Raw genomic sequence first — 12,048 nt, 5'->3', positions numbered from 1 at the left:
TGGTTGACTGAAACTACGACAGCTTGAGCGAGTACGTCAACATGCTTGACCTTAAAAACCCCGCCAGTCAGCAACAGGCGATGGAAGCGTTTTTCTTCGGCTATCAGGCGTTCACCGCCAAAGCGGATGAAATGCTCGAGCGGCGCGGCCTGTCCCGGGTGCATCAGCGGATTGTGTTCTTCATCGCGCGTTATCCGAATTTGAGCGTGAAGGAATTGCTGGGCTTGCTCGGCGTCAGCAAACAGGCGCTGAACATGCCGTTGCGCCAGCTGCAGGAAATGCATCTGGTGCAGAGCGTGGCGTCGGAGGCAGACAAGCGTAAGCGCCTGCTGGAGCTGACTACTGAAGGTGAGAAGTTTGAGCGGGCGTTGCGGCGTGAGCAGGTGAAATTGCTCGAGCGGGTGTTTGCTGAGGCTGGGGAGGCGGCGGTGAATGGGTGGTTGGCGGTGAATATGGCACTTGGGAACACTCAGTCACTTCTCGATTGACTGGACTGGCCTCTTCGGGAGCAAGCCCCCTCCCACAGGGCTCTGCTGATTACCCATGATTCGGGGCCACTGGAGTTCCACTGTGGGAGGGGGCTTGCTCCCGAAGGGGCCTGCACGGGCGATATATCCCTATCGCCTGACCTTTCGTAAACAAAACCAAAAACAATATTTGCTTTATTTGTACACAAAAGCATAATCCACTGCGTGCGAGTTCCTGACCGCATGGTCAACAAATTCGCGTATGCCTCAAAGGGCTGCTGCCACCCCTCATGGGTCCGGCCCTGGAAATAACAATAAAACTCTTGAGGAGTACTCGCTGTGGAAAGCCGCAAATCCGAAGCATCGACGCTGGAACTCTCGCCGCCCTTACGCACAGGCGTGCTGGAGCGCATCTTCAAACTCAGCTTGCATGGCACCACGGTGAAGACCGAGCTGATTGCCGGTCTGACAACCTTCATCACCATGGCTTACATCATCTTCGTCAACCCGAACATCATGGCCGATGCCGGGATCGATCACGGTGCAGCCTTCGTCGCCACCTGCATCGCCGCCGCGCTCGGCTGCCTGCTGATGGGCCTGTACGCCAACTGGCCGGTGGGCCTGGCACCGGGCATGGGCCTCAACGCCTTCTTCACTTACACCGTGGTCGGCACCATGGGCTACAACTGGGAAACCGCGCTTGGTGCGGTGTTCGTTTCCGGTGTGTTGTTCATGATCCTGACCTTCTCGCGGATTCGCGAATGGCTGCTCAACAGCATCCCGGTCAGCCTGCGCTTTGCGATGGGCGCTGGCGTCGGCCTGTTCCTCGGGCTGATTGGTCTGAAAACCGCCGGTATCGTCGTCGACAGCCCGGCCACCCTGATCAAACTCGGCTCCCTGCGTGAACCCGGCCCGCTGCTGGCGGCGATCTGCTTCCTGATGATCGCGATCCTCAGCTACCACAAAGTCTTCGGTGCGATTCTCATCAGCATCATCACCGTGACCCTCGCCGGTTGGGGCCTGGGCATCGTGCACTACGAAGGGATCATGTCGACCCCGCCAAGCCTGGCGCCGACCTTCATGGCAATGAACGTCGCGGGCGTGTTCAACGTCAGCATGATCAGCGTGGTGCTGGCCTTCCTCTTCGTGCACATGTTCGACACCGCCGGCACCCTGATGGGAGTGGCCCAGCGCGCCAATCTGGTGAACGCTGACGGGCGTATCGAAAACCTTTCCCGAGCAATGAAAGCCGACAGCGCCTCCAGCGTCTTCGGCGCGGTGGTCGGTGTCCCTCCGGTAACAAGCTATGTGGAAAGTGCCGCTGGCGTAGCCGCTGGTGGTCGGACTGGTCTTACCGCAGTCACCGTGGGTGTGCTATTTATAGCCGCGATGTTTTTCGCGCCACTGGCCGGGATGATTCCGGCTTACGCCACCGCCGGTGCGCTGATTTATGTCGCGATGCTGATGATGGGCGGCATGGCGCACATCGAATGGGATGAAGCCACTGACGCCATCCCGGCGATCGTCACTGCGATCATGATGCCGCTGACCTTCTCGGTCGCCGATGGCATTGCGCTGGGCTTCATCACCTACGTGGCGTTGAAGGCCGGTACCGGCAAGTACAAGGAAATTTCCGTCAGCCTGTGGGTGCTCTGCGCGATCTTTATCGCCAAGTTCATCTTCTTGTAAGCGTCACGCGGTTCAAGCGTCAAACCAGCCTCACCCTCGCGGGTGGGGCTTTTGCACATTCTTGAGTACAACAAAAAAAGGAGCAAAGTGATGAGTCTGGAAACCTGGCTGCTGTTCAGCGGCGCGGCATTGGTGGTGATCCTGATTCCGGGGCCGCTGTCATTGCTGATGATCAGCAACAGTCTGAACTACGGCTTGCGCCGCTCTTACCCGGCATTTCTCGGCGGCGTGATCGCCTCGATCTGCCTGCTCAGTGCTTCGGCGCTGGGGCTCGGCGCCCTGCTGCTGGCGTCAGAACAACTGTTCAGCGCCCTGAAAATCGTCGGCGCGCTGTACCTGTTCTACCTCGCCTGGCAGAGCTGGCAGCAATCGCGTCAACCAGCGGTCGGTGCCGAAGTGCCACAAGCCGCACCAGTGCCACGCTTTCGCACACTGTTCGGGCGTGCGTTTGTCTTGGGTGCGAGCAATCCGAAAGACATTCTGTTCTTCGCCGCGTTTCTGCCGCAGTTCCTCAGCGCACAACAGCCGTTCCTGCCGCAGTTGCTGATCATGATTGCGACGTGGGTGGTGCTCGACCTGTGCTGCAAACTCGCTTACGGGTTGGGCGCGCATGGTGCGGCGCGTTATCTGCGTAGCGGCAAGGGACAGAGCTGGTTCAATCGGGTGAGTGCCGGGTTGTTCAGTGGTGCCGGTGCAGCGTCGCTGTTGAGCCGCTGACAGCAAAAGCTTCGCGAGCAAGCCCGCTCCCACAGGGTATACGTATTCCAAAGTGGGAGCGGGCTTGCTCGCGATGGCGTCAGACCAGACAGCACTTTCCTCCAAGCGAAAAAAAGCCCGCAGTGTGAGCGGGCGAAAGACCAAAGAAGCTATATGCGCAGTCGCTTCCCGGTGGGGGCAGCTGCTTGGGGGTCAGCTGCCCCGATAGGTGGAATAGCTGTAAGGCGAAATCAGCAGTGGCACGTGATAGTGATCCTGTTCGGCGGAGATGCCGAAACGCAGCACCACCACGTCGAGGAACGCCGGCTCCGGCAGTTGCACGCCACGAGCGCGGTAGTAATCGCCGGCGTGGAACTGCACCTGATAGACCCCGGTGCGGTAGTCATCGCCTTGCAGCAGCGGCGCATCGACCCGGCCATCGCTGTTGGTTATCGCACTGGCGACCAATTCCAGGTGCGAGCCTTCAACGCGGTACAGCTCGACCTTGATCGAGCTGCCCGGGCAACCGTGTGCAGCGTCCAAAACGTGTGTTGTCAAACGTCCCATTGATTCTGCGCGCCTGGCCGCAAAGATGCAGTCAGACTTCGCGCCTCCCGAAGTCAGGTAAAAAGGAGACCGCACCGATTCGGAGCACGAAAAGTTGCGGCGAGCGACTGATTAAGACACTTTTCAAAAAAATTGTACACAATAAAAACGACATTTTTCACCTCACCCCCGCCATTCGGGCGTTTACCCCTGATCTACCCCTCAAGCGCCTGCCTATTGAACCTCACAGCCATTAGCTGACTGATCAGGCAGGTTTCTTGCAGGTTTACGCCATTAGCAGCAAAAGATGACAGTCGGTGAAAAATGCGAAAATTCAGGCTTACAAATTGCGAGTAAAGTTGTATACAATCAGCCCATCGCTGTGACGCCAGCCTGTGCAGGCCGTTACACAAACCTGTCAACGAATAAGAAGGAAGACTGCAGTGAGCGCTGACTACCCACGCGACCTGATCGGTTACGGCAGTAACCCTCCTCACCCACACTGGCCGGGCAACGCGCGCATCGCCCTGTCCTTCGTGCTCAATTACGAAGAAGGCGGCGAGCGCAACATTCTGCACGGCGACAAAGAATCCGAAGCCTTCCTCTCCGAGATGGTCGCTGCTCAACCGCTGCAAGGCGCACGCAACATGAGCATGGAATCGCTTTACGAGTATGGCAGCCGCGCCGGCGTCTGGCGGATCCTGAAACTGTTCAAGGAATTCGACATTCCACTGACCATCTTCGCCGTGGCCATGGCCGCCCAGCGCCACCCGGACGTGATCCGCGCGATGGTTGAAGCCGGTCACGAGATCTGCAGCCACGGCTACCGCTGGATCGACTACCAGTACATGGACGAGGCGCAGGAGCGCGAGCACATGCTCGAAGCGATCCGCATCCTCACCGAACTCACCGGCGAGCGCCCACTGGGCTGGTACACCGGCCGCACCGGCCCGAATACCCGGCGCCTGGTGATGGAAGAAGGTGGTTTCCTCTACGACTGCGACACCTACGACGACGACCTGCCTTACTGGGAACCGAACAACCCGACCGGCAAGCCGCACCTGGTGATCCCGTACACCCTCGACACCAACGACATGCGCTTCACCCAGGTGCAGGGTTTCAACAAGGGCGACGATTTCTTCGAATATCTCAAAGACGCGTTCGACGTACTGTACGCCGAGGGCGCCGAAGCGCCGAAGATGCTTTCGATCGGTCTGCACTGCCGGCTGATCGGCCGTCCGGCGCGTCTGGCCTCGCTCAAGCGCTTCATCGAATACGCCAAAAGTCATGAACAGGTGTGGTTCAGCCGTCGCGTCGACATCGCGCGTCACTGGCACGAAACCCATCCGTACCAAGGGGCCGCTAAATGAGCCGCTTTCAAACCCTGCAACCGTCGAGCCTGAGCCGCGACGCTTTCGTCAAAGCCTTCGCCGACATCTACGAACATTCGCCATGGGTGGCCGAGAAGGCCTACGACCTGGGCGTGGACGCTTCGATCGACGAGATCGAAACCCTGCACCAGCGCATGAGCGACATCCTGTTGAGCGCCGATCACGCCAGTCAACTGGCACTGATCAACGCTCACCCGGACCTGGCCGGCAAAGCCGCCGTCCAGGGCCAACTGACCGAAGCCAGCACCAATGAACAGGCTGGCGCCGGTATTCACCAATGCACGGCCGAAGAGTTTCAGCGCTTCACCGAGCTGAACGACGCCTACAAGGCCAAGTTCAAGTTTCCCTTCATCATGGCGGTAAAAGGCAGCAACCGGCATCAGATCCTCGCGGCGTTCGAAACGCGCATTCACAACTCGGTCGACACCGAATTCAAATGCGCGCTGGCGGAGATCAACAAGATCGCCCTGTTCCGTTTACTGACTCTTTAGCGAAGCCTGACCCGAGTACATCAGACGCGGAGAGTACCCAGGGTCTTGCAAGCATCCCCAGCCAACTTATTAAAGGCAGACAAGAAGAATGAAAGCTTACGCCGTACCTTTCGAGAAGTTCGTCAACCTGGCCGATGCCCGTCTGGGCACCAAAATCATCTCGGTCACCGATGACTGGTTCGCAGACGCCAATCGTCTGTTTCAGCCGACCCCGGCCGTGTGGAAGGAGGGGGTGTTCGACGACAACGGCAAGTGGATGGACGGCTGGGAATCGCGTCGCAAGCGCTTTGAAGGCTACGACAGCGCGGTGATCCGTCTGGGCGTACCGGGTTCGATCAAGGGCGTGGACATCGACACCTCATTCTTCACCGGCAACTTCCCGCCATCGGCCTCGCTGGAAGCGTGCTTCCTGGCCTCGGGCGAGCCGGACGAAAACACCCAGTGGACTGAAGTGCTGTCGGCCGTCGAACTGCAAGGCAACAGCCACCACTACCACGAAATCAGCAACGACAAAGCCTTCAGCCACCTGCGCTTCAACATCTACCCGGACGGCGGTGTCGCCCGTCTGCGCGTCTACGGCATTCCGTTCCGCGACTGGTCGGCGGTTGGCGACAATGAACAAGTCGATCTGGCCGCAGCCCTTAACGGTGGCCGCGCCCTCGCCTGCTCCGACGAACACTTCGGCCGCATGAGCAACATCCTCAACCCGGGCCGTGGCATCAACATGGGCGACGGCTGGGAAACCGCACGTCGTCGCACCCCGGGCAATGACTGGGTGATCGTCGCGCTGGGCCACCCGGGCGAGATCGAAAAAATCATCGTCGACACCCTGCACTTCAAGGGCAACTACCCGGACACCTGCTCGATCCAGGGCGCGTTCGTCAAGGGCGGCACCGACAGCCAGATCGAAACCCAGTCGCTGTTCTGGCGTGAACTGCTGCCAAGCCAGAAGCTGGAAATGCACGCCGAACACACCTTCGTCGAGCAGATCAAGGCTTTGGGCCCGATCACCCACATCCGCCTGAACGTGTTCCCGGATGGTGGTGTGAGTCGCCTGCGCGTTCTCGGCAAGGTAGCGAAGTAAGCGGCGCGACCATTCGCGAGCAAGCTCGCTCCCACAGGAGACTGCATTCCAAATGTGGGAGCGAGCCTGCTCGCGAAGGCGTCAGAACAGTCAACACAGAATTCGGAAAAGAACAGCATGCGCACACTAACGATTGAACCGCTGACCAAAGAAGCCTTCGCCCCCTTCGGTGACGTGATCGAAACCGACGGCAGCGACCACTTCATGATCAACAACGGTTCGACCATGCGCTTCCACAAACTGGCGACGGTCGAAACCGCTACGCCTGAGGACAACGCGATCATCAGCATCTTCCGCGCCGACGCGCAGGACATGCCGCTGACCGTGAGCATGCTGGAACGCCATCCGCTGGGCAGCCAGGCTTTCATTCCGCTGCTCGGCAACCCCTTTCTGATCGTGGTCGCGCCACTTGGCGATGTACCTGTATCAGGCTTGGTCCGCGCCTTCGTCACCAACGGCAGGCAGGGCATCAATTACCATCGCGGCGTCTGGCACCACCCGGTGCTGACGATCGAAAAGCGGGATGACTTCCTGGTGGTTGATCGCAGTGGCACAGGCAACAACTGCGATGAGCATTTTTTCAAAGAGGATGAGCGTTTGATCCTCGCCCCCCACCAATAAGAGAAGGTCTGATCACTCGACAACAAGAGTGACAGGCGAGAGGTAAAGACTGTGGAAGCACATCTGTTGGAATGGCTGAACCTGAGCGTGCGCTGGGTTCACATGATCACTGGCGTGGCCTGGATCGGCGCGTCGTTCTACTTCGTCTGGCTGGAGAACAACCTCAACCGCGTCAACCCGAAAACCGGTCTGGCCGGTGATCTGTGGGCGATCCACGGCGGCGGTATCTATCACCTGGAAAAATACAAACTGGCCCCACCGTCGATGCCGGAGAACCTGCACTGGTTCAAATGGGAAGCCTACTTCACCTGGATGTCGGGCATCGCGCTGCTGTGCGTGGTGTTCTACTCCAACCCCGTGCTCTACCTCGTGGCACCCGGCAGCGGCCTGACCGGCCCTGAAGGCGTGGCCATCGGCATCGGTTCGCTGATCGCCGGCTGGTTCATCTACGACTTCCTCTGCGATTCGGCTCTGGGCAAGAAACCCGCCCTGCTCGGCTTCATCCTGTTCGTGCTGATCATCGGCGCGGCGTATGGCTTCAGCAAGGTGTTCAGCGGTCGTGGTGCGTATCTGCACGTCGGCGCGATCATCGGCACCATCATGGTCGGCAACGTGTTCCGCATCATCATGCCGGCCCAGCGTGCACTGGTCGCGGCGATTGCCGAGAACCGCACGCCGGACCCGGCGCTGCCGGCCAAAGGCCTGCTGCGTTCGCGTCACAACAACTACTTCACCCTGCCGGTGCTGTTCATCATGATCAGCAACCACTTCCCGAGCACTTATGGCAGCCAGTACAACTGGTTGATTCTGGCCGGGATCGCGGTGTTGGCGGTGTTGGTGCGTCACTACTTCAACACCCGTCACGACAGCCACAAGTTTGCCTGGACCCTGCCTGTGGCAGCGGTGGGCATGATCACCCTGGCGTACGTCACCGGCCCTGCGCCGATGCCGACCGCACCGGACGTGGCCAAGGCGCCAGCAAAAATCGAGTACCAGCCATTGCCGGAAACGGCACTGGGCGGTGGCGCGAAACCGGCTGAAGCGGCGGCACCTGCAGCGCCAGCCGCTCCGGCTGCCCCTACTGCGGCACCGGCGCAAGCGTCCAACGCAGGTCCTGCGTTCGACAAGGTGCACAACGTGATCCAGGAGCGCTGCGCGGTCTGCCATTCGGCCAAACCGACCAGCCCGTTGTTCAGCGCGGCGCCCGCCGGTGTGATGTTCGACACCCCCGAGCAGATCCGCCAGAACGCGGCGCGGATCCAGGCGCAAGCCATCACCACGCAGATCATGCCACTGGGCAACATCACGCAGATGACCCAGCAGGAACGTGACCTGATCGGTGCATGGATCGCGCAGGGAGCCCAGACCAACTAAGCAACACAAATTGTGGCGAGGGAGCTTGCTCCCGCTGGGTCGCGGAGCGGCCCCTCTCTTTGCCTGAAGAGCAGGGACTGCTACGCAGTCCAGCGGGAGCAAGCTCCCTCGCCACAGACCTGATGCAAAGAAACAGCTGTGAGCAACCCGACAGCTGTTCAATCACAAGAATAAAAAAGATCCGAGGTGTTGCATGTCCGAGCTGTCCAAAGCGCGCATCCCCGACGCACCCGCCATTCAGCGTTTGCCCCTTTTGCAACTGATCCTGGTCGGTTTGCAACATGTTCTGCTGATGTACGGCGGTGCCATCGCGGTGCCGTTGATCATCGGACAGGCCGCTGGCCTGAGTCGTGAAGAAATTGCCTTCCTGATCAACGCCGACCTGCTGGTCGCCGGTATCGCCACCATCGTCCAGTCGCTCGGGATCGGCCCGATGGGCATCCGCATGCCAGTAATGATGGGCGCCAGTTTCGCGGCCGTCGGCAGCATGGTCGCCATGGCCGGGATGCCCGGTATCGGTTTGCAAGGGATCTTCGGTGCAACCATCGCCGCTGGGTTCTTCGGCATGCTCATCGCGCCGTTCATGTCCAAGGTCGTGCGTTTCTTCCCGCCGCTAGTGACCGGCACAGTCATCACCTCGATCGGTCTGTCGCTGTTCCCCGTGGCCGTGAACTGGGCCGGTGGCGGTGCCGCTGCGGCGCAATTCGGCTCGCCGATTTATCTGGCCATCGCCGCTCTGGTACTGGCGACCATTCTGTTGATCCACCGCTTCATGCGCGGCTTCTGGGTGAATATTTCCGTGCTGATCGGCATGTGCCTGGGCTACGTGCTCTGCGGTGCGATCGGCATGGTCGACCTGAGCGGCATGGCCAACGCGCCGTGGGTTCAGTTCGTCACCCCGCTGCACTTCGGCATGCCGAAATTCGAACTGGCGCCGATCCTGTCGATGTGCCTAGTGGTGGTGATCATCTTCGTCGAGTCCACCGGGATGTTCCTCGCGCTGGGCAAAATCACCGGTCAGGAAGTCTGCCCACGGATGCTGCGGCGCGGCCTGCTGTGCGATGCCGGCGCCTCGTTCGTCGCCGGTTTCTTCAACACGTTCACCCATTCCTCGTTCGCGCAGAACATCGGCCTGGTGCAGATGACCGGCGTACGTTGCCGCTCGGTGACCATTGTTGCCGGCGGTTTGCTGATCGTGCTGAGCCTGCTGCCGAAAGCGGCATTCCTGGTCGCGTCGATTCCACCGGCGGTCCTTGGCGGTGCGGCTATTGCGATGTTCGGCATGGTCGCCGCCACCGGGATCAAGATCCTGCAAGAGGCCGACATCGGTGACCGTCGCAACCAGTTGCTGGTGGCAGTGAGCATCGGCATGGGCCTGATCCCGGTGGTGCGTCCGGAGTTCTTCGCGCATCTGCCGCTGTGGATGAGCCCGATCACCCACAGCGGCATCGCCATGGCCACGCTCAGCGCGCTGACGTTGAATCTGCTGTTCAACATCCTCGGCGGCGCCGAACGCGCAGCGATCAACGACTGCCACGCACATTAACAGCATTACCGATTACCCCTGTGGGAGCGAGCTTGCTCGCGAAGAGGCCATGTCAGTCAACATCACTGTTGAATGACACACCGCTTTCGCGAGCAAGCTCGCTCCCACAGGGACTGTGCAACACCCTGCCTCAACAATAAAAACAAGAGGGAGCAACCGATGATTCGCACGCAAACCAGCGTTCTGTTGAGTGGCGGCCTGCTGGCCGCGAGTCAGGCCATGGCCGGCGATTTACTGCTGTGGCAGACCAACAGCCTGAGCTACCTGTACGGCAAGAACTTCGCGATCAACCCGTCGATCCAGCAGACGGTGACGTTCGAGCACGCCGACAAGTGGAAGTACGGCGACAACTTCCTGTTCGTCGACAAGATCTTCTACAACGGTCAGGAAGACCGCAACAAAGGCCCGCACACCTTCTACGGCGAATTCACCCCGCGTTTCTCGTTCGGCAAGATCTTCGACCAGAAAATCGAATTCGGCCCGATCAAGGACGTGCTGCTGGCGATGACCTACGAGTACGGCGAAGGCGACAGCGAGGCCTACCTGATCGGCCCCGGCTTCGACCTGAAAGTGCCCGGTTTCAACTACGTGACCCTGAACATCTTCCGTCGCCAGACCGAAGGCCCGCGCCCCGGCGACGGCGTCTGGCAGATCACCCCGGGCTGGTCTTACAGCGTGCCGCTGGGCAACTCCGACCTGTTGATCGACGGCTATCTGGACTGGGTCGTCGACAACGACCAGAACTCGCGCGGCACCTACCACGCCAACCTGCACATCAATCCGCAGATCAAATACGACCTCGGCAAAGCCCTCGGCTGGAGCCACAAGCAGCTGTACGTCGGCACCGAATACAGCTACTGGAAGAACAAATACGGCGTCGAAAGCAGCCACAACCTCGACACCAACCAGAACACCGCCAGCCTGCTGGTGAAGGTGCACTTCTGAGATGGCCCGCAACCGTGCCCCATACCTGTCGTCGGTGCTCTGTTGCGGGGCACTTGAGAGCTGGCCGAGGAGTCAGTATTCTCCGCGGCCTCTTGAATTCGGTCTAAAAAAAAGCCCGGATTTAATTCCTGACCGACAAGCCAACTTATCCCGGCCCCGGTCAGTACCGAGGCATCCCGAAAACACGCGCAATCGACTGTTTTTCAGCAGCCGAACGGGCGTTTTTTTGCTTTTCGAAAGCGTTGGCCCAGCTCTTGCTATCACCAGCGAAGCTGACCGATCGGATGACTTTTGCAGCGACGAAAAAAGGCGCCACACCAGAGCGCCGATCTTAAAAAAATAAACGTGGAACACCTACTTTGGGAGCAACCGAATGAAACGTATGTGCACCAGCCTGATGCTCGCGGGATCGATGCTGGCCGGCGGCGAGGCCATGGCCGACGGCCTGCTGCAATGGCAGAACAACAGCCTGACCTACCTCTACGGCAAAGACTTCAAGGTCAACCCGGCGATCCAGCAGACCGTCACCTTCGAGCACGCCGATGCCTGGAAGTACGGGGACAACTTCCTGTTCGTCGACAAGATCTTCTACAACGGCAAGCCGGATGGCGGCGTCGGCAACAACACTTACTATGGCGAATTCAGCCCACGCCTGTCGCTGGGCAAGATCCTCGACCAGAAGATCGAATTCGGTCCGGTCAAGGATGTGCTGCTGGCGATGACTTACGAGTTCGGTGAAGGCGACGTCGAGTCGTACCTGATCGGCCCGGGTTTTGACCTGGCGATTCCAGGCTTCGACTACTTCCAGCTGAACTTCTACCAGCGCCACACCGAAGGCTCGCGCGCCGGTGACAACGTCTGGCAGATCACCCCGGTCTGGTCCTACACCATTCCGGTTGGCGACTCGAACATCCTGATCGACGGTTTCATGGACTGGGTGGTCGACAACGACGTCAACAGCAAAGGCGAATACCACGCCAACCTGCACTTCAACCCACAGGTCAAATACGACCTGGGCAAGGCGCTGAATTTCGGCGAGAAGCAGCTGTATGTCGGTGTTGAATACGACTACTGGAAAGACAAGTACGGGATCGACGACACCCGTGCGTTCACCACCAATCAGAACGTGACCAGTTTCCTGGTGAAGTTCCACTTCTGATCCTGGTATCGCTGGCGTCTGCAAGGACGCCTTCGCGAG

General features: G+C 59.6%; 12 protein-coding genes. 11 read left to right on the top strand and 1 reads right to left on the bottom strand.

Translation table 11 applies throughout. From position 1 onward, the window contains the following. Nucleotides 1-41 precede the first annotated feature (41 nt). The 3 genes from VLA07_RS26130 to VLA07_RS26120 all read left to right on the top strand — a co-directional run bounded on the left by VLA07_RS26130 (nucleotide 42) and on the right by VLA07_RS26120 (nucleotide 2,873). A complete protein-coding gene (locus VLA07_RS26130) occupies nucleotides 42-488 on the top strand; it encodes a MarR family winged helix-turn-helix transcriptional regulator (RefSeq protein ID WP_333992439.1) in 447 nt (148 codons plus the stop codon). A gap of 318 nt (nucleotides 489-806) precedes the next feature. Then, the gene (locus VLA07_RS26125) at nucleotides 807-2,156 is read left to right on the top strand and encodes an NCS2 family permease (protein ID WP_027613339.1); all 1,350 of its coding nucleotides are present in this window, start codon (nucleotides 807-809) and stop codon (nucleotides 2,154-2,156) included. A gap of 90 nt (nucleotides 2,157-2,246) precedes the next feature. Further along, on the top strand, nucleotides 2,247-2,873 hold the full coding sequence (locus tag VLA07_RS26120) for a LysE family translocator (protein WP_003223174.1): 627 nt from the start codon (nucleotides 2,247-2,249) through the stop codon (nucleotides 2,871-2,873). 192 nt (nucleotides 2,874-3,065) lie between these two features. On the opposite strand, the gene uraH is transcribed toward VLA07_RS26120, so the two are convergent. Further along, entirely contained in the window at nucleotides 3,066-3,419 is a 354-nt protein-coding gene (gene uraH / locus VLA07_RS26115; protein WP_003223171.1) for a hydroxyisourate hydrolase, read from the bottom strand. 422 nt (nucleotides 3,420-3,841) lie between these two features. Here uraH and puuE point away from each other — a divergent pair, with 422 nt between their 5' ends. The 8 genes from puuE (at nucleotide 3,842) to VLA07_RS26070 (ending at nucleotide 12,009) form a co-directional block, all read left to right on the top strand. After that, a complete protein-coding gene (gene puuE, locus VLA07_RS26110) occupies nucleotides 3,842-4,768 on the top strand; it encodes an allantoinase PuuE (protein ID WP_039769896.1) in 927 nt (308 codons plus the stop codon). Continuing rightward, nucleotides 4,765-5,280 (top strand): 2-oxo-4-hydroxy-4-carboxy-5-ureidoimidazoline decarboxylase, encoded by a 516-nt coding sequence (gene uraD / locus VLA07_RS26105; RefSeq protein ID WP_064586706.1) that lies wholly within the window; start codon nucleotides 4,765-4,767, stop codon nucleotides 5,278-5,280. The genes puuE and uraD overlap by 4 nt, the downstream gene beginning before the upstream one ends. 88 nt (nucleotides 5,281-5,368) lie before the next feature. After that, complete coding sequence (alc, locus tag VLA07_RS26100; protein WP_007960036.1) at nucleotides 5,369-6,364, top strand: allantoicase; 996 nt, start codon at nucleotides 5,369-5,371, stop codon at nucleotides 6,362-6,364. A gap of 117 nt (nucleotides 6,365-6,481) precedes the next feature. Then, nucleotides 6,482-6,985: an ureidoglycolate lyase gene (locus VLA07_RS26095; protein WP_027613342.1), complete on the top strand. Its 504-nt coding sequence runs from the start codon at nucleotides 6,482-6,484 to the stop codon at nucleotides 6,983-6,985. Nucleotides 6,986-7,036: 51 nt separating this feature from the next. Continuing rightward, nucleotides 7,037-8,359: a urate hydroxylase PuuD gene (locus VLA07_RS26090; RefSeq protein WP_247269664.1), complete on the top strand. Its 1,323-nt coding sequence runs from the start codon at nucleotides 7,037-7,039 to the stop codon at nucleotides 8,357-8,359. 193 nt (nucleotides 8,360-8,552) lie between these two features. After that, nucleotides 8,553-9,905: a nucleobase:cation symporter-2 family protein gene (locus tag VLA07_RS26085; RefSeq protein WP_041068823.1), complete on the top strand. Its 1,353-nt coding sequence runs from the start codon at nucleotides 8,553-8,555 to the stop codon at nucleotides 9,903-9,905. 159 nt (nucleotides 9,906-10,064) lie between these two features. Continuing rightward, entirely contained in the window at nucleotides 10,065-10,850 is a 786-nt protein-coding gene (locus tag VLA07_RS26075; RefSeq protein ID WP_027613345.1) for an outer membrane protein OmpK, read from the top strand. A gap of 373 nt (nucleotides 10,851-11,223) precedes the next feature. Continuing rightward, nucleotides 11,224-12,009 (top strand): outer membrane protein OmpK, encoded by a 786-nt coding sequence (locus tag VLA07_RS26070; protein WP_027613346.1) that lies wholly within the window; start codon nucleotides 11,224-11,226, stop codon nucleotides 12,007-12,009. Nucleotides 12,010-12,048 lie beyond the last annotated feature (39 nt).

The sequence above is a fragment of the Pseudomonas sp. S3(2024) genome (genome assembly GCF_036861315.1).
Classification (GTDB): domain Bacteria; phylum Pseudomonadota; class Gammaproteobacteria; order Pseudomonadales; family Pseudomonadaceae; genus Aquipseudomonas; species Aquipseudomonas putida_A.
Note: the sequence above shows the minus strand (reverse complement) of the source record. Positions and strands in the feature narration are given on the sequence as shown.